19 protein-coding genes are annotated in these 22,159 nt (G+C 63.7%); 9 read left to right on the top strand and 10 right to left on the bottom strand.

Going from position 1 to position 22,159, the window contains the following annotated elements; genetic code table 11:
* Positions 1–75: 75 nt before the first annotated feature.
* From queC to C5L14_RS30330, 5 genes are all read right to left on the bottom strand, one after another.
* Positions 76–780, bottom strand: a complete 705-nt coding sequence (gene queC, locus C5L14_RS11735) for a 7-cyano-7-deazaguanine synthase QueC (protein WP_105862229.1) — start codon at positions 778–780, stop codon at positions 76–78.
* Positions 781–921: 141 nt separating this feature from the next.
* Positions 922–1,857: a rhodanese-related sulfurtransferase gene (locus tag C5L14_RS11730; protein ID WP_105862228.1), complete on the bottom strand. Its 936-nt coding sequence runs from the start codon at positions 1,855–1,857 to the stop codon at positions 922–924.
* A gap of 50 nt (positions 1,858–1,907) precedes the next feature.
* Positions 1,908–3,965 (bottom strand): elongation factor G, encoded by a 2,058-nt coding sequence (locus C5L14_RS11725; RefSeq protein WP_105862227.1) that lies wholly within the window; start codon positions 3,963–3,965, stop codon positions 1,908–1,910.
* A 143-nt stretch (positions 3,966–4,108) separates the two neighbouring features.
* The gene (locus C5L14_RS11720) at positions 4,109–4,852 is read right to left on the bottom strand and encodes an NAD-dependent epimerase/dehydratase family protein (protein WP_210203230.1); all 744 of its coding nucleotides are present in this window, start codon (positions 4,850–4,852) and stop codon (positions 4,109–4,111) included.
* A gap of 161 nt (positions 4,853–5,013) precedes the next feature.
* Positions 5,014–5,175 carry a hypothetical protein gene (locus C5L14_RS30330; protein WP_181161133.1) on the bottom strand — a complete coding sequence of 54 codons (162 nt, stop codon included), beginning with the start codon at positions 5,173–5,175 and terminating at the stop codon, positions 5,014–5,016.
* 436 nt (positions 5,176–5,611) lie between these two features.
* Between C5L14_RS30330 and C5L14_RS11710 the strand changes: the two genes are divergently transcribed.
* Positions 5,612–6,814 (top strand): pyridoxal phosphate-dependent aminotransferase, encoded by a 1,203-nt coding sequence (locus C5L14_RS11710; protein ID WP_105862225.1) that lies wholly within the window; start codon positions 5,612–5,614, stop codon positions 6,812–6,814.
* A gap of 81 nt (positions 6,815–6,895) precedes the next feature.
* On the opposite strand, the gene C5L14_RS11705 is transcribed toward C5L14_RS11710, so the two are convergent.
* Together C5L14_RS11705 and C5L14_RS11700 are read right to left on the bottom strand one after the other, a co-directional pair.
* Complete coding sequence (locus C5L14_RS11705; RefSeq protein ID WP_146126888.1) at positions 6,896–7,648, bottom strand: hypothetical protein; 753 nt, start codon at positions 7,646–7,648, stop codon at positions 6,896–6,898.
* A gap of 596 nt (positions 7,649–8,244) precedes the next feature.
* On the bottom strand, positions 8,245–8,601 hold the full coding sequence (locus C5L14_RS11700) for a hypothetical protein (protein ID WP_105862223.1): 357 nt from the start codon (positions 8,599–8,601) through the stop codon (positions 8,245–8,247).
* Between the two features lie 248 nt (positions 8,602–8,849).
* Between C5L14_RS11700 and C5L14_RS11695 the strand changes: the two genes are divergently transcribed.
* Entirely contained in the window at positions 8,850–9,287 is a 438-nt protein-coding gene (locus tag C5L14_RS11695) for a MarR family winged helix-turn-helix transcriptional regulator (protein WP_245443353.1), read from the top strand.
* A gap of 97 nt (positions 9,288–9,384) precedes the next feature.
* Here the strand turns inward: C5L14_RS11695 and C5L14_RS11690 are convergent, their stop codons facing one another.
* Complete coding sequence (locus C5L14_RS11690; protein WP_082979910.1) at positions 9,385–9,756, bottom strand: septal ring lytic transglycosylase RlpA family protein; 372 nt, start codon at positions 9,754–9,756, stop codon at positions 9,385–9,387.
* A gap of 212 nt (positions 9,757–9,968) precedes the next feature.
* Here C5L14_RS11690 and C5L14_RS11685 point away from each other — a divergent pair, with 212 nt between their 5' ends.
* The 4 genes from C5L14_RS11685 (at position 9,969) to C5L14_RS11670 (ending at position 14,449) form a co-directional block, all read left to right on the top strand.
* Positions 9,969–10,913, top strand: coding sequence for a mitochondrial fission ELM1 family protein (locus tag C5L14_RS11685; RefSeq protein ID WP_105862222.1), 945 nt, complete (start codon positions 9,969–9,971; stop codon positions 10,911–10,913).
* A 13-nt stretch (positions 10,914–10,926) separates the two neighbouring features.
* Positions 10,927–11,889: a thioredoxin-disulfide reductase gene (gene trxB, locus C5L14_RS11680; protein ID WP_105862221.1), complete on the top strand. Its 963-nt coding sequence runs from the start codon at positions 10,927–10,929 to the stop codon at positions 11,887–11,889.
* Between the two features lie 176 nt (positions 11,890–12,065).
* A complete protein-coding gene (locus C5L14_RS11675; RefSeq protein ID WP_068291406.1) occupies positions 12,066–12,956 on the top strand; it encodes a LysR family transcriptional regulator in 891 nt (296 codons plus the stop codon).
* 1,100 nt (positions 12,957–14,056) lie between these two features.
* Entirely contained in the window at positions 14,057–14,449 is a 393-nt protein-coding gene (locus tag C5L14_RS11670) for a GFA family protein (RefSeq protein ID WP_105862220.1), read from the top strand.
* A gap of 28 nt (positions 14,450–14,477) precedes the next feature.
* On the opposite strand, the gene C5L14_RS11665 is transcribed toward C5L14_RS11670, so the two are convergent.
* The gene (locus tag C5L14_RS11665) at positions 14,478–15,983 is read right to left on the bottom strand and encodes a winged helix-turn-helix domain-containing tetratricopeptide repeat protein (protein WP_105862219.1); all 1,506 of its coding nucleotides are present in this window, start codon (positions 15,981–15,983) and stop codon (positions 14,478–14,480) included.
* A gap of 138 nt (positions 15,984–16,121) precedes the next feature.
* Between C5L14_RS11665 and C5L14_RS11660 the strand changes: the two genes are divergently transcribed.
* Together C5L14_RS11660 and C5L14_RS11655 are read left to right on the top strand one after the other, a co-directional pair.
* Entirely contained in the window at positions 16,122–16,367 is a 246-nt protein-coding gene (locus C5L14_RS11660; RefSeq protein WP_245443352.1) for a DUF1127 domain-containing protein, read from the top strand.
* Positions 16,368–16,445: 78 nt separating this feature from the next.
* Positions 16,446–17,096 carry a TIGR02466 family protein gene (locus tag C5L14_RS11655; protein ID WP_245197243.1) on the top strand — a complete coding sequence of 217 codons (651 nt, stop codon included), beginning with the start codon at positions 16,446–16,448 and terminating at the stop codon, positions 17,094–17,096.
* A 12-nt stretch (positions 17,097–17,108) separates the two neighbouring features.
* On the opposite strand, the gene C5L14_RS11650 is transcribed toward C5L14_RS11655, so the two are convergent.
* Positions 17,109–17,861: an SDR family NAD(P)-dependent oxidoreductase gene (locus C5L14_RS11650; RefSeq protein WP_105862217.1), complete on the bottom strand. Its 753-nt coding sequence runs from the start codon at positions 17,859–17,861 to the stop codon at positions 17,109–17,111.
* A gap of 811 nt (positions 17,862–18,672) precedes the next feature.
* Between C5L14_RS11650 and C5L14_RS11645 the strand changes: the two genes are divergently transcribed.
* Positions 18,673–22,080: an autotransporter outer membrane beta-barrel domain-containing protein gene (locus tag C5L14_RS11645; RefSeq protein WP_181161132.1), complete on the top strand. Its 3,408-nt coding sequence runs from the start codon at positions 18,673–18,675 to the stop codon at positions 22,078–22,080.
* Positions 22,081–22,159: the final 79 nt, after the last annotated feature.

Genomic DNA, 22,159 nt, shown 5'->3' with positions numbered 1-22,159 from the left:
CGCTCGCAATGACGCGCGGGTCAATCATCTTGCCCAACCCTTATCCTTGCGCCTGCGGCCGCCCGGATGCTCGCATCAAGAAGCGCTCTCGGCCACGAAGCGCCGGTAGCCGCTGGACCTCAGCTCGCAGGCGGGGCAGGTGCCGCAGCCATAACCCCAGTCGTGCCGGTGGCTGCGATCGCCATTGTAGCAGGTGTGGGTGTGTTCGCGGACGAGATCCACCAGAAGCTCGCCGCCGAGCTCCCGTGCCAGCGCCCAGGTCTGCGCCTTGTCGATCCACATCAGCGGCGTGTGGATGACGAAACGGCTCTCCATGCCGAGATTGAGCGCCAGCTGCATGGCCTTCATGGTGTCGTCGCGGCAATCGGGATAGCCGGAGAAATCGGTCTCGCACACGCCGGTGACGAGATGGCGGGCGCCGCGCCGATAGGCGAGGGTGGCGGCGAAGGTCAGGAAGAGCAGGTTGCGCCCGGGCACGAAGCTGTTGGGCAGGCCATTCTCCTGCATGGTGATCTCGACGTCGCGGGTCAGGGAGGTTTCGCTGATGCGGCCAAGTATGCCGAGGTCGACGAGATGGTCCTCCCCCAGGCGCCCCGCCCAGGCCGGAAAGGCTTCGCGCAGGGCGGCTAGAACCACCGGACGCATGGCCAGCTCCACGCCATGGCGCTGGCCATAGTCGAAGCCCACCGTCTCCACGCTGTCGAAACGCTCGAGCGCCCAGGCGAGGCAGGTGGTGGAATCCTGACCGGCCGAGAACAGGACGAGGGCTTTGTCAGACATGGTCTTCTCGCAATTGCACACAGAGTTTTCTCTTTACCCTCCCCTGGAGGGAGAGGGGCGATGCGAAGCATCGGGGTGGGGTGACTGCCATCCCGAACCGGCGCATGAGGCACCGTCATCTCATTGGCACGACGGTGCTTTTCAGCTTTCTTCGACCGCCGTGGCAAGGCGCGGGCCGAGATGGGCATGGCCGCGCCGGCGGGCGAGCGTCTCCTGGCGATGGCGCTCGCGCGAGGAGGCTTTCTGCGTCTCGGTGAGGGTGGCGGCGCAATAGGGGCAGCTCACGCCCTCCTCATAGTCCGGCGATTGCCGGTCCGTTGCCGAAAGGGGCGACAGGCAGCCGTGGCAGAGCGTGAAATCCTCGACTTTCAGGCCATGGCCGACGGCGACGCGCTTGTCGAAGACGAAGCAGGCGCCCTCCCACAGGCTCTCGGCCGGCGGGATCTCCTCCAGATAGCGCAGTACCCCGCCCTTGAGGTGATAGACCTCCTCGAAGCCCTCGCGCAGCATCAGGCTGGTCGCCTTCTCGCAGCGTATGCCCCCGGTGCAGAACATCGCCACCTTTTTGTGCCTGGCGGGATCGAGATTGTCCCTGACATAAGCGGGGAAGTCGCCGAAGCTCTCGGTCTTCGGATCGAGCGCGCCCTTGAAGCTGCCGATGCGCACCTCGAAATCGTTGCGCGTGTCGATGACCAGCACGTCCGGATCGGAAATCAGGGCGTTCCAGTCCCTGGGCTCGACATAGGTGCCGACCCGTTCCAGCGGGTCGACGCTCTTGTCGCCGATGGTGACGATCTCTTCCTTCAGCCGGACCTTCATGCGCAGGAAGGGCATCTCCTCGGCAAAGGAGGTCTTGTGCTCGATGGCATCGAGGCCGGTGATCGCGCGCAGGCGTGGATGGAAGACCGCCATCGCCTCTGGCGTGCCGGCCACCGTGCCGTTGATGCCCTCATGCGCCAGCAGGATGATGCCCTTGATGCCGAGCGAACAGGCGAGCTTGGCCAGCGGCTCGCGGAGCTCCGCGAAGCCGGGCAGCGGGGCAAAATGATAGAAGGCGGCAATTTCGATGGTCGGCATCGCCGCTCTTTAGCGCCATTGGAGGCGGTGGGCAAATTTCCCCCGGGACCCTACTGTGCCGCCTGCCTCGACGCCACGATGGTGTCGGCCTGCCGCCCGGACAGTTCGGCCAGATGGTCGAACCGAGACCGGAAGGTGCCGACGCCCGCCGTTGCCGAGCGCAGCTCGATGATCAAATCGGTGATCTCCGCCTCCGGGATCAAGGCCTGCACCACATCCCAGCCTTCCCAGCCCTCGCGGGCGTCGAAGCCGAGGATCTGGCCACGCCGGGAGGAGACGATGGCGTTGGCCTTGGCCGTGGCATCCGAGGGCACCGAGATCTCGACCGCCAGCACCGGCTCCAGCAGCACGGGACTGCATTGCGGCATGGCCTCGCTCATCCCGATGCGCGCCGCGGTCTGGAAGGCCATGTCGGAGGAATCCACCGTGTGGTAGGAGCCGTCCGTCAGCGACACGCCGACATCCACCACCGGGAAGCCGAGCGGGCCCCGCTTGAGATATTGCTTCACGCCCTCCTCGACGGAGGGAATGTAGTTGCGCGGCACCACGCCGCCGGTGATCTTGTCGATGAAGGCGAAGCCCTCGCCGCGCGGCAGGGGGGCGACGTCGATCACCACGTCGCCGAACTGGCCATGCCCGCCGGACTGCTTCTTGTGGCGCCCGCGCACGCCCGTCACCGGCTTGCGGATGGTCTCGCGATAGCCGATCTGCGGCTGGCTGGAATCGACGGCGACGCCGAATTTCGAGGCGAGCTTCTCCACCGCCACGCGCAGATGCATCTCCCCCTGGCCCCGCAGGATGGTATCGCCGAGTTCGGCATTCTGTTCCATGGCGAGCGCCCGATCCTCATCGGTCAGGCGCTGCAGGGCGGCCGAGAGCTTGACGTCGTCCTTGCGGTCGCGGGCCCGGACGGCCAGCGACATCACCGGCTGGGGCGCCTCGATCTCGGCCGGCCGGGGCACGGCCTTGCCGACGGCGAGCATGTCGCCGGTGTGGGCGGCATCGACCTTGCCGAACGCGACGGTATCGCCGGCCTGGGCCTGCGTCGTCTTCTGGGTGGTCTGGCCCAGCAGGCGGGCACAGCCGGCGATGCGGCCGGTCTCGCCGGAGGACGTCGTCACCGTCATGCCTTCCTGGAAGGCGCCGCTCAGCACGCGGGTGAGCGAAAGCTTGCCGGCATGGGCGGTATGGAAGGTCTTCATCACATAACCGACAGGCTCCGAGCCGGGCGTCACGCCCAGGCGGCTGGCGGTTTCCTTGATGCAGGGCGCCTCGTGGCGCAAAGCCTTCATCAGGCGCAGCATGCCGTTGCCGTTGGCCGCCGAGCCCATCAGCACCGGCACGGCCAGGCCGTCGCGCAGCTCATGGGCGAGGTCGTCGAACACCCGGTCGCGGGGCGGCTCGACCTCCTCGAGGAGCTGTTCCATCAGCGCGTCGTCGTGATCCGACAGGCGTTCCAGCATCGAATAGCGCGCATCCTTGCTTTCGTCGCGCTCGTCGGGCGGAATCTCGACCACCTGCGAGGCGGCATGCTCCTGGTAGATGAAGGCGCGCTCGAGCGCGAGGTCGACATAGCCGACGGCAACGCCGTTCTTCCAGATCGGGATCTGGCGCAGCAGCAGCGGCAGCCGGGAGGCCGGCTGCAGCAGCGGCAGGGCTTCGCGCACGCTCTGGTGCGCATTGTCGATCTTGTTGAGGAAGAGAAAGCGCGGAATCTTCTGGTCTTCGAGTTCACGCAGGATCAGCTGGAGGGCCGGAACCTTCTTCTCGTCGGCCTCGCAAACCACCACGGCGGCGTCGACCGCCGGCAGCACGGGGCGCATCTCGGCCAGGAATTCGATCGAGCCGGGGCAATCGATGAAAGTATAGGTCTCGCCCATGAAATCCACGGAGGCGATATTGGCCTCCACGCTCATGGCGTGGGCACGCGCCTCGGCGCTGGCGTCACCGATGGTGGAGCCGGCCGCCACGGTGCCCTGGCGCTGCAGGGCGCCCATGCGTGCGAGGATGGCTTCCAGAAGGGTCGTCTTGCCGCTTTGGAACGGGCCGACCAGGGCGATGCAGCGCGGCCCGCTGGATCGTCTGCCGTTTGGAGTGTTCTGCGTCATTGTCGCGTCCCTCCTGTTCTGGCCGCCGCTCTTTTGGGCGGCTGACAGGAACCGTCGCGCCGATTGCAGGCCGTGGCAAGGGAAAAGTGACATGCGCTGCCACGGTCGCCAAAGCCTGTGCCACCCGGCAAACCATGCTCTGCTCAGGCCACGAGACGGAAATCGGCCCGCCAGCCGAGCTCGTCCAAAGCTCTGGTGGTGGAGAGCTCGGCGCTTGCCTCCGCGACATTGTAGGCGCCTGGCCGGCCGTGATCGATCGCGAGCAGCGCTGCCTGTGCCGCGGCATCGACATGCACGGACATCGGCCGACGGGGAGCGTCGCTGCCGGTGGCGGGACCATAGAGATAGCCGTAACGCAGGATCACGCCTTCGATGGGAGCCTGGAGCACGGCGTCTTCCAGCGCGATCACCCCCTGCACGCTGACGGCACCGGGGCCCTCGGCGCCGTGGTCGAGGGGATCAGTTTCGGCGTGCGGCAGCGGCCCCGGCGCGTAGACCCAGGCAATGCTCTGGGCAATGATCCGGCGGGCTCCGGCGGCGAGAGCGGCCGCGACTAGGTTGGCGGTTCCTTCCCGCCGGATACGAGCATTGCGCGGCACGAAGTCGGGCATGCGGGCCGGATCGAGGGCAGGGGGCAGATCGGTGAGCTGGTGGATGACAATTTCAGGTCTGGCGGCCGTTACCGCAGCGATCAGCGCGTCGCGCTCGAAGACATCGACCACCACCGGCTCGACGCCCAGCTTGCGCAGGGCTTCGGCCCTGGCAGGCGTGCGCGTGGTGCCGACGACACGGTGGCCGGCGCGAAGGAGGAGGCGGGTGAGGGGGGCTCCAATGGCACCGGCTGCGCCGGCCAGGAAAATGGTTCGGGGCAAAATGGTTCGGGACATGGCTGACTTCGTCTCAGAATGATCGGCGCTGAGATAGCCTCGCCAGGGGGGCAGCGGAAAGCGCCAAGAATGGCGTGAACGACTGTACCAAAAAAATGCGCCGGATGGCGGGGGGACCATCCGGCGCGTTGAGCGACCCGTTCAATTCGCTTGCGGGGGGACTAGGCGAAGAACCCAATGGTCGCTGTTACTACTGTTGCAGTCGCGAGAAGTCCGACAAGCCAGAGCGCCAAGGTGAGTTGACGTTCCGCTTCAGCCGCCGAAACGCGCATGGCGCGGGTATCGGCCTTGAACATGCGTGCGGTTGCCTGATTGACGGCCATCGTGATCTCCTCGAAACGCTCGAAAACCTCTAACGTCCTTCCGTCTAGAACTTCGCCCGGCGGGACGAAGTGCAAAAACGCACGCGGCACTCAACTCAGATACTTCGGGCTGCGCATCACGCCACCGGAAACTCGCGTGACCGTGAAGCGCATCGGCTACGATCAAAGCATCGCCGCCGATCACGGCGGGCTTTTGCACGTTCTCAGGCGGCGGTGAGGAAGTTTCGCGGCATTGTTGTGTCGATATCGCCAAGCAATGAGCTCACGCGACCTCTCCGGCAAGTTGTGCATTGGGCGTAATCTTTGCGCTTGAATGCAGACCGGGCGGCGCCTAAGCAGAGGCGCGCCCTCCGGGGCGGGCAGGGGGCCCCCCATCCGGGCCGCCGCCATGTTCCGCTTCAACCGCATTTCCCACGGCTTACAGGAGTTTCCAGCCATGGCTTTTCTCGCCGACGCCCTCTCGCGCATCAAGCCTTCCGCGACCATCGCGGTGAGCCAGAAAGCGCGCGAACTCAAAGCGGCGGGACGCGACATCATCGGCCTTGGCGCGGGCGAGCCCGACATGGATACGCCTGACAACATCAAGAAGGCCGCGGTCGACGCCATCATGCGCGGCGAGACGAAGTATCCGCCGGTCTCCGGCATCCCGCAGCTGCGCGAAGCCATCGCCGCCAAGTTCAAGCGCGAGAACGGGCTCGACTACAAGCCCTCGCAGACCATTGTCGGCACCGGCGGCAAGCAGATCCTGTTCAATGGCCTGATGGCGACGCTCAATGCCGGCGACGAGGTCGTCATCCCCACGCCCTATTGGGTGTCCTATCCGGAGATGGTGGCGCTGTGCGGCGGCACGCCGGTCTTCGCCGAGACGACGCTGGCCACCAATTTCAAACTGTCGCCCGAGGCCTTGGAGAAGGCGATCACGCCGAAGACCAAGTGGTTCATCTTCAACTCGCCCTCCAATCCGTCCGGGGCCGCCTATAGCCACGACGAACTGAAGGCACTCACCGACGTGCTGCTGCGTCATCCCCATGTCTGGGTAATGACCGACGACATGTACGAACATCTCGTCTATGGCGATTTCGTCTATTACTCGCCGGCCCAGGTCGAGCCCAGGCTTTATGACCGCACGCTCACCATCAACGGTGTCTCCAAGGCCTATTCGATGACCGGCTGGCGCATCGGCTATGCCGCCGGCCCGGAGAAGTTGATCAAGGCGATGGACATGATCCAGGGCCAGCAGACCTCAGGCGCCTGCACCATTGCCCAGTGGGCGGCGGTGGAAGCGCTCAACGGCACACAGGACTTCATCCCCGAGCGCCGAAAGATCTTCGAGGGCCGCCGCGACCTGATCGTGGGCATGCTCAACCAGGCCAAGGGCATCCAGTGCCCGACGCCGGAAGGCGCCTTCTACGTCTATCCCTCCTGCGCGGGCACGATCGGCAAGAAGGCGCCGAGCGGCAAGGTGATCGAGACGGACGAGGATTTCGTCTCCGAACTGCTGCAGGCCGAAGGCGTGGCGGTGGTGCATGGCTCGGCCTTCGGCCTCGGCCCGAATTTCCGCATCTCCTACGCGACCTCGACCGAGGCGCTGGAGGAGGCCGGCCGTCGCATCCAGCGCTTCTGCAACACGCTGGTCTGATCGTTCGGAACAGGCAAGACTATGCGGCCCGCTCCTAAAAAGGGGCGGGCTTTTTCTATCGGCTCGGGTGTTCTTGCCGGGTCAGGCCGTTTGTGCCGATCGACCGCCCGCTTCGGCGGCCATGGCATGCAAGGCCTCGATCCAGTCGGATTGCCTTTCGAGATCCTGGAAACAACGCTTAAGCATCGAGGCACCTGCGCCGGGCGCTCCCGGCAAGATCTTGCGTTTGTCGATGCCTCGCACGGCACAGAACAAGGCCGTGGCAAAACAAAGCTCCGGCAGGTTCATGTAATAAGCGTAGTAGTCCTTCCAGGCATGGGCGATTTCAGGGGTAGGCACGCGTGTGTCCGCGCGAAACTGCATAAGATAGAAACCGAAGCCGAGAAAAACGGCGGTGAAATCGGTGCGCATTTCCTCGAAGGCTTCATCCCCCGGAGCGGGGCGCCGCGCCCCGAGATCGAGCACAGCGTGGGCGACCTCATGCGCCAGCACCGCCACGAGATCGGCCTGGTTGCTTAGTAGGGCCGTATCGTAATGGATGGTAACGCCATGCTCGCCTGCCTGATATAGGCCCGCCGCCGTCATCTGCTGCTGAACCCGGCTATCGCTGTAGCGTCCGCTCGATCCGAGCGGCGCCAAAGTCATGGGGTGGTCGGCGACACCGGCGAATCTGCGAATCCTGGCGAATGTGTCCCGAGCAAGCGCGTGTCCCGCTTGGCCAGCGGCCGGAAAGAGCCGTTCGGACAGCGGCAGGAGCTGCGCCGTGGCGAAAGCTCTGCGATGGGCGTGAGCGGTAAGCAGCCATTCCGCCTGACCGAACATCCAGGTCATCATCTCCGGATCGAGCATAGTCTTACGACGGAACGGCCACATATTTGTTCCATGAGATAGTTTGATGAAGAGATTCCGTCTTGACGCTGCAATAAAGGTGCGTCGGGTTGGTTATGCTTATAACTTTCCAAAGGTTTCCGTTAGTGTTTACTAATACCAGTAGGGCCAGAAATTGCAAGCAATCTTAACCGAATAGATCTGCCATATTGGGCAAAGCTGCAAATAAGATGCATGAGTGATCCCAAGTTTCGAAGATGCTGAGTACTCAAACAGGGCGATCGTTTCCGGTTAACGCCAAGCGCGACTACCCTCCCCTTGATGGGGAGGGTCGGCCCGAAAGGCCGGGGTGGGGTGACTTCTTGGCAAAAAATCCCCCGTTTTCTTCGTCGCCACCTGAGGATTTCACCCCACCCGACGCTAGGCGTGGGCTCTCCCGAGCGCTTTGCCGACCTTAAGGCGATGTGCGCGGCCGATGCCATGCTTTTGCGCAAGAGGCGAGAAGCGACGAAAAGCGCGCTTGTGGCGGCCTGCGTGCGAGCGCCCGCCATTAGGGGCAGGCGCCAGGCTGCAGCCGAATATCCTGCCGATGACAAAGTCCTTCAGCGCTGCCGGATTCCGGCGGCGCGCCACAGGCCGAACACCAGAACGGCCACCAGCACGATATGGAATATCTTGTCGCCAACCGTCTGCGGTCCGATGCCGATGGCGATCGTGACGGCGCCGACCAGCGTCCCCAGAAGAGCAAGACCCTGCGCAGCGAGAGCCGCGAACCGCGCCAGGGGTGGCCGGACAAGGCTGGTGGCGAGACCCAGCGCCAAGATGACGGCAATGATCGCCTCCGCAGTCGCGGCTCTCGAATGAGGCTCTCCAAACGGCAAGAGGCCGGCATGCGCCATGGAAGCACAGGCAAAGAGCGCGGTCTCAGGGGCGAGCAAGCGTGCGATCCGTGCGGTCATGATACCCGCTCCGCATTTCCGGTCGTGCCCGGGCCAGGACGATGCAGGGCGTCAGGCCGGGCTTCGGCCAGCAGTGCGGCCGCCGTCGGGCCGGGGAGGCCGCCACCGACGATGAGCACGGAAGGTCTGGTTTGCAGGGGCGTTTCCATGGCTGTCGTCTCCCTTCGCTATTATTTTGATTGACTAAAATATTTTATTAGTCAAATATTTTTATGGGGCGAACTTCCCTGCCTCCCAAGGATGCCCGCATGATGCCGCCGGATCGCAGTCCTGACTCCGCTTCCGCTGCATGGCGGCTGATATTCGATTTCCTGATGCGATCTTCGCCACAACGCCTGGAGAGCCTGCGGAGTCGCGGCCTGACCCCTAACGATTCACGGGTTCTGTTCACGCTGGATCGGGAAGAGGCGCGTCCGATCGGCGCGCTTGCGCGACAATGGGGGGCCGACCCCTCGACGGCGACGTGGCTGGTCGATCGGCTGGAGCGGGCGGGCCTTGCCGAGCGTTCCGCTGCGCCGGATGACCGCCGGGTGAAGCTGGTACGGCTCACCGGAAAGGGCGAGGTGACCCGCAAGGAGTTGATGGAAGAGCATTACCGCACGCCGCGCGAAGTCGCCGCCCTTTCCTCCGGCGATATCGAGGAACTGATCCGCATCTTCACCAAATTGAACCAAAGCGTGGAATGAGAAGGCGCCACGGCGGGCTCCGACGGCCGGTAGGTGCAAAGAAAAAGGGCAGCCCGGAGGCCGCCCCAATTCGCTCGTCTTCTCTTCATTGCCTCGCTCAACGGGCGGCGAGGCGCTCCATCTTCACCTTGGCGGTGCCCGAAGACACCATGCCGACGGCGCGGGCGGCGCCATAGGAGAGATCGAGGACACGGCCCTTGGCGAAAGGCCCCCGGTCGGTGATGCGCACCACCACCTTCTTGCCGTTGCGCAGGTTCGTCACCTGCAGCTTGGTTCCGAAGGGCAGGGAGCGATGCGCGGCAGTCAGGCCGCCCGGGTTGAAACGTTCGCCATTGGCAGTGCGGCGACCGCTAAATTCCTTGCCGTAGTAGGAGGCCACACCGACGGAGTCAGCATAGCTAGTTCCCGTCATCGTTAGTAGAGTAATTGCTGCGGCAAAAAATGTAGCGTTCGTCGTTTTAGACGTCATTCAGTCAAGCTCTCAATAGTTGGGGATGCGCCGGGTTATAAGGTCAATTGTGTTCTCAATATGATTGGTGGAAAAGCCCCGATAAACTCAGGTACTTAGCCTTGTTGCCAGCGCTCTGCGGGGCTAGTCTCAACAGGGTTTCCGGGCAAAAATTCACCCTTGATTTGAACCGCGATGGCGCGCCTCGGGAAGGACATGTTAAGAGCGCCCTCATGGCTCTGATTTGGACCCTCACGGACGGCAAGGCGGGCGATGCCCTGCAGTGCCTCGGCGTCGCCGAGGCGGTGCTGGCGCAGACCGGCGGCAGCATCGTGGAACACAAGGTGTCGCCGCGGCGTCTCTATGCCCTCGCCATGCCCTGGGGCCCGCCAGATCCGGCCGACCTGCGCAACCTGCTCCCGCCCTGGCCCGACCTGGCGATCGCCTCGGGCCGCCGCGCCGTGAGCTATCTGTCCTGGTTGAAACGACGCTCGCCTGCCACGCTTACCGTGTTTCTCAAGGATCCTCGCACCGGACCCAAGGCAGCGGATTTCATCTGGGTGCCGGCGCATGACCGCCTGCGCGGCGCCAACGTGCTGGCGACGCTGACCTCGCCGCACCGGCAGACGCCGGCCGTGCTGGCGGCGGCGCGCGCGGATGCCCGTGCCGAACTCATCGCCCTGCCGCAACCGCGTGTCGCCGTGCTGGCGGGCGGCCCCTCCAAGGATGTCGCCTTCGCCGCCGATGACGTCGACGGCTTCGTCTCGGCACTGTCGCGTCTGGCCAATAGCGGCGCCGGGCTGATGGTCACCCCGTCGCGCCGGACGCCGCCCGCAATGGCGCAGGCCATCACGCGGGCCCTGGAGGGCAAGCCGGCCTGGATCTGGAACGGCGAGGGCGCCAATCCCTATGCGCAGATGCTGGCGCTGGCGGATGCTTTCGTGGTGACCGCCGATTCAGCCAATATGCTCAGCGAGGCGGCGGCGACGGGCAAGACCATCCATGTCTACCTGCCCAAGGGCGTGCCGGCCAAGATCATGCGCCTCATCGACGGCCTGATCGCGCACGGGGCTGTGGTGAAGTTCGACGGGCATCTTGAAAACCACCCCTATGAACCCCTAGATTCAACCCCTTTGATTGCTCAAGAAATCCTCGCACGCCTTCGGGCGGCATCCTGATTGGAACCTCGGCATGGCTACCCGTCACTCCAAGCTCATCATCCTCGGCTCGGGCCCGGCGGGCTATACCGCGGCAATCTATGCAGCGCGCGCCAATTTGTCGCCCCTGCTGATCTCCGGCATCCAGCCCGGCGGGCAGCTCACCATCACCACCGATGTCGAGAACTATCCCGGCTTCTCCTCGGTGATCCAGGGCCCCTGGCTGATGGAGGAGATGCGCAAGCAGGCCGAGCATATGGGCACGGGCCTGGTGTCCGATCATATCGCCAAGGTCGATCTGTCGCAGCGCCCCTTCCGCCTGGAGGGGGATACGGGCGACATCTATCTCGCGGATGCCCTGATCATCGCCACCGGTGCCCAGGCCAAATGGTTGGAGATGCCGTCGGAAGAGAAATTCCGGGGTTTCGGCGTCTCAGCCTGCGCGACCTGCGACGGCTTCTTTTTCCGCAACCGCAACGTCACCGTGGTCGGTGGCGGCAATACGGCCGTGGAAGAGGCGCTTTACCTCGCCAATATTGCGGCCAAGGTGACGGTCGTGCATCGGCGCGATCATTTCCGGGCGGAAAAGATCCTGCAGGACCGCCTGTTCAAGCATCCCAATATCGAAGTGGTCTGGAACAGCGTGCTCGACGAGATTGGCGGCAACGAGATCCCGCTGGGTGTCACCCATGTCAATCTGCGCAATGTCGAAACCGGCGTCGTGACCAAGCATGACACCGACGGCGTCTTCATCGCCATCGGCCACAAGCCGGCCTCCGAACTCTTCGCTGGTCAGCTTACCTTCAAGAATGGCGGCTATATTCAGACCGTCGCGGGCACGACGGCGACCAGCGTACCGGGCGTCTATGCCGCCGGCGACGTCGCCGACGACGTCTATCGCCAGGCCGTCACTGCCGCCGGCATGGGCTGCATGGCGGCGCTCGAGGCGGAGAAATGGCTGGCAGCTGAGGAAGTCCACAGGGAAGCTGCGGAATAAATCGATTTCCGCCCTAAATTTGCCACCCGTTTCAAACTTCTAGGCAATCATCATATACTCTGCGCAAATCAGATCTTCGCGCGTCGCCAATACGACGTTGAACTTGGCCGACGTTGAACCGAAGCAAAGCAAGGGTCGGAGCGCAGAATCTGGAGCGGGGCTGAACTGGGTGCTTCATGGATTGGGATAAGCTCAAGGTCTTTCACGCGGCTGCGGAGGCCGGTAGCTTCACGCATGCGGGCGACGTGCTCGGATTGTCGCAGTCGGCGGTCAGCCGGCAGGTCTCCGCCCTCGAGGGGGACCTGCGCACGCCGCTGTTCCATCGTCATGCACGCGGGCTGATCCTGACCGAACAGGGTGAGATGCTGTTCCGCACCACCCAGGATGTCATGCTCAAGCTGGAAGCGGCGATGGGCGCCCTCAGCGACAGCCGGGAAAAGCCGAATGGGGAATTGCGCCTGACCACGACGGTGGGCCTCGGCACCTATTGGCTGACGCCGCGCATCGGCGAGTTTCTCGATCTTTATCCCGATATGCGACTCAAACTCCTGCTGACCGAGCAGGAGCTCGATCTGGGCATGCGCGAAGCCGATGTCGCGTTGCGCATGCGCCAGCCCGAGCAGGGGGATCTCATTCAGCGCCGGTTGTTCACCGTGCATTTCCACGCTTATGCCGCGCCCGAATATATCAAGCGTTTCGGACAGCCGCGCAGCATCGAGGAGATCGACCGCCATCGCATCATCAGCTTCGGCGGTACGGCCGGCAGCTTCCTGCAGGCGATCAATTGGCTGAACACCGTCGGGCGCGATCCCAAGGATCCTCGTGAGCCTGTGTTCGAAGTCAACAATCTCGGCGGCGTCAAGACGGCAGTGGAGAGGGGCGTCGGCCTCGCCGTGCTGCCCGATTACCTCGTCGGGCGTGAGTCGACCCTGGTCCAGGTGCTGCCGGACGCGGAAATGCCGCAGCTCGAGACCTATTTCGTTTACCCCGAGGAGATGAAGAACCTGGCCCGCATCCAGGTTCTCAGGGACTTCCTGGTCAGCAAGGCCCAGCGCTGGGCCTTCTAGAGCAAAGCGCGTTCAAGCGTGAACGCTTATTTGCTCCAGCTCATTGTTCCGACGCGTCTTTGCGATTCTGGGTGACGGCGTCCAATCGCAAAACGCTATAGGGCGCGTTGAAAAGTGGCCGTCGGTTTTCGGGAAAACGACGCGGCCACAATGCCTGGATCAGATCCGACTCCGACAACGGGTCTGACGCTGCGGGTCGGATGCGGCTCACTGAGCCCCGGGCGCTTGGCTGCCTTTGTCATTGCCGGGCATGACCCGGGATCAAGCCCCTTGCCGATTACCCCGCGGCTTCCGGAACCGGATCAGAACCGGTGCGTTTTCCTCAGTGGCGTTGCTTCCAGGCTAGGTCGAGCACATGTTTGCCTGTTTTTGCAGCAAGGACGCGTTGTGCACCGGCCTGATCAAGGATTGGGCGACGAGATGCGCGTTTCGACAGCAATTGCATCTATGCGCAGCACGCAGGGCCGGCATGTGAAAGAATGCATTGCAGCAGGGGGCTAGCAAATATACTCTCAGCCTTGTCAGACGTTCGGGCCATCATCCTCCCGGTGGCGACCTGGAGCATCTGACGTTCCCCTCTGGATGGTGACTTTTGGACTTTGTCCAAGCTACGGCCGGGTTCGTCCCGGCCGTCTTTTTTTGTCCAGATTGCAGGGTGGTAGTTTTCTACAGTCTGCTTGATCAGCACAATGCTACATGACAACTTTGTAACGACGCTGAAGTGGAAAGTTTTTCCTGTCCTCGTGCGACGCATGCGCAGCGCTGCAGAGGCTGCGATGGGGCGTTCCCGCCCTCTCGCCATGCCGCCAGAGCTCGGTATTGCCGAAGGAAAGTAGCATTGGAATACCGCCGAACGATCTCCGCCGAGCCGAATATCGGCGAGTGCAGCGGCGGCGCGATTGCATTTTAGGCAGTCGGAATTCGACCTGCCCGACGCATCCGCCGGAAAAGCCGGTCGCCTTTTTCGGCCGGGCAGAACGCATCATCGTAGGAAGCTCGGCAAAGGCGTGATTCGGCTGCGGACCCGCTCCCGAAGGCCGTGGCAATGAGGGGCCGGTTCGTTTAACCATCTGATCGCTCGAATGCAGAGGAGGCGCGGCATGGACCGATTCACTGGCGGCTGCCTATGCGGCGATATCCGGCTCGTGGCATCGGGGCGCCCATATCGGGTTGGCCTATGTCACTGCCTTGATTGCCGCAAGCATCATGGGGCGCTCTTCTATGCAGCCGCCGTGTTCCCGCAGGAGGCGGTGACGATCGACGGCGAGACACGCGACTATGCCGGACGCTTTTTCTGTCCCCGCTGCGGCTCGTCCGTTTTCGCCCGCAGTGGAGATGAAATCGAAGTGCATCTGGGCACACTCGATGCTCCCGACCAGCTGATGCCGACCTATGAAAGCTGGACCGTGCGTCGCGAATCATGGCTGCCGCCATTTCCGCTCACCAAACGATATGAGCATGACCGTGACGCCAAGGGGCGCTTCGAGGACTGAGGCCGCGCTTTCCTCGAATCGCCGCCCTTCACTCCGGAAGGCCTGCCTTGCGGCAGCCATCGAGGAAATGCCGAAGCGTGGCGGCGTCGCGGAAGGGTTCCATCTCGGCCCAGTGGCGCAGGGTGAAATCCGGATTGCCGACGAGGAACAAATCGACCTCGGCGCGGGCTTCGTCGAGCCGGCCCAGTTGAGCCAGGCTTGCTGCCAGGAAACGGCGTGAGCTGGTACGGTAGGTCTCGTCCCTGCGCAGCGTCTCGACGGCGGCCTCGTAATTGCCGGCCGCGTATTGTGCCTGGCCCAGTGTCAGATAGTACCAGCTTGCCGGAAACGGGTTCAGCCGAAACGCCTTGCGGATCTGCTCGAGCCCTTCCTCGACCCGGCCGGCCAGGACCGAGATGTCGGATAAAGTCGCCCAGATGTCGGCCTCATTCGGATCGAGTTCGATCGCCTTGGCGAATTGCGCGTCCGATTCGGCGAAGCTGCGGTCATAGGCCAGCAGATAAGCCAGGACCCAGCGGCAGCCGGCATCGCCGGGATCGAGTGCGACCGCCTTGCGCGCCAGCTCCAGGGCAGTGTTGCGGGAGGCTTCGCTCGGCCCGCCCGAATGCACCCATCCCATCCAGTGGTTCATGGCAAGCCAGCGATAAGGCTCGGCGTAGTCGGGGGCGAGCGAAACCGCGCGTGTGAGCATCAGATGGGCTTCCTGCGCCGCCTGCGGCGAATCATCCATCAGCCTGCGCGCGCGCAGGCACAGCTCGTAGGCCTCGCGATTCCGGGGCGGAGTGCGGGGCGGCGGGGTGCGCAGCCGGCCGAGCAGCGCTTCCACGATCTTGCCGGTGACCTCGTCCTGGACGGCAAAGATGTCGTCCAGGCTGCGGTCGAAGCGCTCGGCCCACAGATGGTCGCCGCTCACCGCGTCGACCAGTTGCGCATTGATGCGAACGCGTCCGGCGGCGCGCCTGGCGCTGCCCTCCAGCAGATAGCGCACGCCGAGATCCTGCGCGATGCCGCGCACGTCCATCGCCTTGCCCTTGTAGGCGAAGGCCGAGTTGCGGGCGATGACGAACAGACCCGAGATCCCCGACAGATCGGTGATCAGGTCTTCGGTCAGGCCATCGGCGAAGGATTCCTGTTCGGGGTCGTTGCTGACATTCACGAAGGGCAGCACGGCGATCGACGGCTTGCCGGGCAAAGGCAGAGGCTTTCGCTGCTCGCGACCGAGCTTTTCGACGGCGCCGGCGAAGCGATACCCGATGCGCGGGACCGTGGCGATCCACTCGCCGTCGGGGGCGGGGCCGAGGAGCTTGCGCAATTGTGCGATCTGGACGGTAAGGTTGCCTTCCTCGACGGCCATGCCGGGCCATGCCGCGTCCATCAGCGCGGCCTTGCCCAGAACCTCACCGGGCTTTTCGATCAACGCGGCAAGCAGCTTCAACCCCCGATAACCGGCGGCAACGGGCGCATCGTCCCGAAGAAGCGTTCCCGCGCCTGTATCAAGCACGAACGGGCCAAAGGCAAAGCGCGATCCCTGCATGGGCGGCACTCTATAGCTCATTTGGAAGTTTTGAGAACTATTTGGCAGAGCTTAAGTACGGCGCCGGCCGTATCTTGCACTATCCAGCCTCAATCAGGTCGAGGACCCTCTCGGACCTTGAAACCTATGGAGGTTGCCATGAACGATACACCGATCTTTGGGACGGCCGACCACAATCCGGCATGGCGGGGAAGGGGCGAAGCATCGCGCTGGCCCTGCAGCCTGACGGCGCTGCCTAAAATGATCGCGATCTGGCGCCAGCGGATCTATTTCCGCAGGCAGCTGGAGGAAATGGCGAAAGCCAATCCTCATCTGGTCGACGACATCGGCATGAAGAAATGGCAGGTCGAGGCGGAGATCGCCAAGCCTTTCTGGCAGCGATAGGGGGAGGGGTTTTGGCATTGCGGCAGGTCGTCGGGTTCGAGCTCTCGCAGCCGAATTCGAGACGAAGCGACAAGCGGCTTGACAGGCGAGCCCTTGCCCGGCCACTTCCTCGCCATGGCTGAGATCAAGACCCTTTTCGTCACCAAGCTCTATCGCGCCGAACTAGACGAGGCGCAGGCGCCGCTCGCCGAGATCGACGCGACCTGCCGCTCGCTTGCCGAGGATGACGAGGCCGGGCAGGCCTGGTGCCTCAAGCACGGTTATCCCGGCTACACCTCCTACGCGTCGCTGAACGATCTACCCTGGCGTTTCCCGGCCATCAAGAAACTGGTGAAGGTGCTCGACGGTCATGTTGCCGCCTTTGCCAGGGAGCTCGAGCTCGATCTCGGCCGCGACAAGCTCAAGCTCGACGACATCTGGGTCAATGTGCTGCCGGAAGGGGGCGTGCATACCTCGCACATCCATCCGCGCTCGGTGATATCAGGCACCTATTATGTCGCCACGCCGAAGGGCTCCAGTGCGCTCAAGCTCGAGGATCCGCGGCTCGGCCTGATGATGGCGGCGCCGCCGCGCAAGGCCAAGGCGGCCAGGGAGCAGCGGCCCTTCATCTATGAGGCGCCGCAGGCCGGCACCGTGTTGCTGTGGGAGAGCTGGCTGCGGCACGAAGTACCGGTCAACCAGGCGGACGAAGAGCGAATCAGCGTGAGCTTCAACTATCGCTGGCGCTGAGGCAGTGACGGATCAATAGGTGGCGCGGCCACCCGAAGCATCGAAGACCGCGCCGGTGGCGAAGGAGCACTCTTCGCTGGCGAGCCAGGCGATCATGGCGGTGACTTCGTCGACCCGGCCGAAGCGGCCCATCGGGATCTTGGACAGCATATAGTCGATATGGGCCTGCGCCACCTGCCTGAGGATGGGAGTGTCGATCGTGGCGGGTGCGATGACATTGGCGGTGACGCCGCTCTTCGCCAGCTCCTTGCCGAGCGCCTTGGTGAAACCGATCACCGCCGCCTTCGATGCCGAATAGGCGGAAGCCGTGGGATTGCCTTCCTTGCCGGCGATCGAGGCCAGGTTGACGATGCGGCCGTAGCCGCGCTTCTTCATCATCGCTGCGATGAAGCGGTTGGCATAGAACAGCCCGTTCACATTGATCTCGAAGATGCGCTTCCATTCGTCGATCGGATAGTCGATCACCGGCGCGTTGCGGCCGGCGACGCCGGCCGAGCAGATGAGGGCGTCGATCTGGCCGAGATGGCGCTCGGAGGTCTTTGCGGCGGCCTCGACCGCTTCCGGATTGGTGACGTCGACCACCAGGCCGAACGTACCGGAGCCGATTTGCGCCTTCGCCGCGTCGATACGCGTGGCATCGACGTCCCAGATCATGATCCGGCCACCCTCGGCGGCAATGCGCCTGGCGCTGGCGAGACCGATACCGGAGGCCCCGCCGGTGATGACGGCACTTCGGCCTTTGAAGCGATCGGCGTAGAGGGCCATGGCAGCGCTTTCTCCCGATAAACATTTTCCAGAAAAGTTGACGGCCTTTTCAATTGAGAAAATGCGTCAAGACAAAGAAGCGGAGACAAAGTGCGATTCGAAGAAATCGTATTCTGCTCCGGTGACGGCAGGAAGATATCCTATTGCACTGTCGCCGCCCTGCAAGCCGGAAATGGTCAACCGTCCCGGGCGCCGGCAGGGGGGCGACCGATAAAGTTCAGCCCTTTCGGATCAAGCCGATACACACTTTGCGCGCGGACTGTGTTCCTTGGAAACGGCTATGGCTTCTTTGCTTTACCTGTTCTCTGCTGCAGTAATGGAGGACATTTTCATCAAATTAGTAACACTGCGACACTGTTGCATGAATGCATCACTTGCTTGTGGCGTTTGTACAAAATCGATGACATCCAAAGCTTGATTGACAGAAGGTTCTCCATACGGCATAGCGCTATAAATTACATAATAATTTCGGCATTTTCTAAAAGTAACCTAGAGTAATTCAAGAAAAATAGAGAATTTGCTTTCGACTGACTTGTGCGTCGGGACGAAGTGTCGTCGCTTGAGTCGATCACCCACAACTATGGCGTGTGCGAAATAGCACATACACGCGGCTCAATGGCCTCGATATGTGCGCTTTCGCACCAACCGGTCAAATCACGGCAAAATGACAACACAACGCAAGACGCCTTCCGGCTCTCAGAAAATATCTCGTGCTGCACAAAAGCATCAGCCGACAAAAATAGCCGCAGGCGCCGCGAGTTGCCTTCTTGCGCTCGTTCCCTGGAACGGTGCGCATGCCCAGAACGCGGTGGTGAACAACCAGACCGTGGATGTTCCCGGCACGCAACCGAGTCCTTGGAATGTGGGCAATCTCTTCATTGGCATGCCCGATACCGGAACGGTCAACGTCCTCGCCGGCGGCACCGTCAACGTGAACGGTGTCTTGGCAGTGGGCCGTTCCGGGACCGGCAATCTCAACCTCAGCGGCGGCGGCCAGACCAAGGCCAGCTCGACCGTCATCGGCCAGCTCGCAAACTCGACGGGAATCGCCACCGTTACCGGAGCGGGCTCCACCCTGACGTCGACCGGCTCGCTCGTGGTCGGCGGAGCCGGCAACGGCACTCTCGATGTCGATGCCGGCGGCAAGGCCGTTGGCGGCGCCGTCATCATCGGCAATGCCGCGGGCTCGACCGGAAACGCAACCGTGTCGGGAGCCGGATCCAGCCTGACATCGAACGTCACGATGGTGATCGGCGGCGCCGGCACAGGGGCGCTGAGGATTGAGAATGGCGGCAGCGTCACCAATGCCAATTCGCCGAGCACCCCTGCCCAGACGACCATAGGCCAGCAGGCCGGCTCGAACGGTTCGGTGGTAGTGACGGGGAGCGGCTCGACATTCGACGCCGGTAGCTATCTGTTCGTCGGCTATGCCGGCCAGGGCTCCCTGCGCATCGAGGATGGCGCCAAGGCTTCGAGTTCCGACTTCGCCACGATCGCCTATGCCGGCAGCGCCAACGGTTCGTCCATGGTCGTGACCGGTGCCGGCTCGGCTTGGAGCTCTTACGGCATGAATGTCGGCGGATCGTCCTACAATGGCATCGGTATTCCGGTCGGTGGCCAAGCATCGCTCCTCATCGAAGACGGCGGCCAGGTCAACACCACGTCCGGCTCGATCGGTTACAGCGGTACGCCCTCGATCGCGACCATTACCGGCGCCGGTTCCAAATGGACCGCCACCAGCGGCCTGACGGTGGAATCGAGCACGCTGAACCTTGAAGATGGCGGCCAGGTCCAAACCGGCTACCTTTGTGTCAATTGCTCCAATGGCTACGGGCCGAGCGCGATCAACGTCACCGGCGCCGGCTCCAAGCTGGTGGCTTCGAACCAACTCTCCATCTTGTATGGCACCACCACCGTCGACGTGACGGCGGGCGGTGCGATCGAGAGCGGCATCACGCATCTGAGCTATTACGGGGGCTCCAACACCACCGCCACAGTGAGCGGAGGGGGTTCGAGCTGGACGACGACCGGCGAGCTGATCGTCGGGCGCCTGGGCACGGCGAGCCTCACGGTCGAGGATGGCGCCAAGCTCAAGACCGCATCGGCGACGATTGCGCAGATGGTCGATACCAATGCAGGCATCACGTCCAGCGGCACCGTCAAGGTCACCGGCGCGGGCTCGAGCTGGGAGAATACGGGAACGCTCGTCGTCGCCGAAAATGGCAAGGCCAGCCTGACGGTCGATAACGGCGCCAAGGTCACCAGCGGCACCACCACGATCGCCCGCTTCGACGGCTCCGACGGCACCGTAACCGTCACCGGCGCGGGGTCGTCCCTGGCGGTGACCGGCGACATGTCGGTCGGCAATAGCGGCGCCACCGGCGTCGTCAACCTCACAGAGGGCGGCACGGCCTCCGTCACGGGCACGGTCGGCGTCGGCGGGGGGTTCTCGCCCAACGGCACCGGCACCATCAATATCGGCACGGGCGGCCTCGCCGGGAACCTGACGGCCGGCCAGGTCACCAGCTATTCGCAGACCGGGGCGACGGTCAACTTCAACCACACCGACGACATCACCTTCACGCCGGCGATGACCAGCGCCTCGCCGGATTACAAGCTCGCCGTCAACCAGATGAATAGCGGCACCACCGTCCTGATGGGGCAGAGCACCTATTATGGCCTGACCACCGTCTCGGCCGGCATGCTGCAGGCGGGCGCCGCCAACGCTTTCAGCCCCAATTCCGACGTCAAAGTCACCGCCGGCACCCTCGATGCCGGCGGCTTCAACCAGACCGTGAAGTCGCTCACCAATGCCGGCACGGTCGCCACCAATCTCAAAGGCGGCCCGCCCGGCACCACGCTGACGGTAACCGGCGACTATGTCGGCGACGGCCCTGGTGTCAGCAGGCTGATAATGAACACCTATCTCGCCTCGGACAATTCCCCCACGGACAAGCTGATCGTCAACGGCGATGTCTCGGGGACGACGACGCTCACGATCCATAACGTCGGCGGCCCCGGCGCGGCGACGACCGCCGACGGTATCGAGATCATCCAGGTCGGCGGCACCTCTGAGGCAGGCGCCTTCAGCCTCGACGCCGCCGTCGCTGCGGGTGCCTATGACTATAATCTTTATCTCGGCGGTGTCGGCGATCATACCGGCAGCCAGAACTGGTATCTGCGTTCGACCGGCAAATTGTCGCCCAACAGCCAGACGGCCCTGCCTTATGCGGATGTGCTCTCGACCTTCGCGCAGGCGACGCTCGGTACCCTGCAGCAGCGCACGGGCAACCGCATCTGGCCCGAAGGTGCGCCGCGTTTCGCTGCCGACTCGCCGGCTTCCGGAACCACGTCCTATGCCAGGGGTGGGCCGGTGCTGATCGGCCAGGGCGCCTGGGGCCGGATGGGGGGGCAATATTCCTCCTTCGCCCCCAGCAAGGGCTCGGCCTACGACCAGAGCATCGGCTTCCTGCAGGCCGGCTATGAGGGCGTGGCGAAGGAAACCGCGGCGGGCGACCTCACCATCGGCGCCTATGCGACCATCGGCACCTCGACGGCCCGCATCGATGTGAGCAACGATCCCGTCACCGGCGCTATCAGGGCCAAGGGCAGGATCACCACGCAGGGCTACGGCATCGGCGCCAACCTGACCTGGCTCGGCCATGACGGCCTCTACGCCGATGCCATCGGCCAGTTCACCTGGTATGATTCCAGCCTGTCGAACAAGAACGGCCGCAACCAGGGCTGGTCGAGCGCGGCGAGCCTGGAGGTGGGCAAGCGCTACGAACTCGGCTCCGGCTGGGCAGTGGTGCCGCAGGCACAGCTTGCCTGGACCCATGTCGACTTCTCCAGCTTCACCGACAATCTGGGCAACCGCATCGCGCTCGGCCGAGGCGACAGCCTGCAGGGCCGCGCCGGCCTCAGGGTGGAGCACCTGTCGAGCTGGGCGGATGCCGATGGCCAGACGGCGCGTCTGCAATTCTACGGTATCGCCAACCTGACCTACGAGTTCCTGAAGGGCAGGAGCGTGAAGGTGTCCGGCACTTCGCTGGTGCAGAGCAACCGCCGCCTGTGGGGCGAAATCGGCGCCGGCGCCACCTATGGCTGGAACAAGAACTGGAGCGCCTATGGCGAGGCCAGCTATGCCATGGCCCTCTCCGGCAAAGGCGGCGACAACTACACCCTCAAGGGCACGGCCGGCCTGCGCTATCGCTGGTGACGGGGCGGGGCGGCACCACCCATGGTGCCGCCCCGATCGCGTCCAGGCGTGAACGCGAATTTGCTCCAACGCCTTTTCC

The organism is Labrys okinawensis, from assembly GCF_002982075.1.
In the GTDB taxonomy this organism is placed as follows: domain Bacteria; phylum Pseudomonadota; class Alphaproteobacteria; order Rhizobiales; family Labraceae; genus Labrys; species Labrys okinawensis_A.
This window is presented reverse-complemented; position numbering and strand designations above follow the sequence as displayed.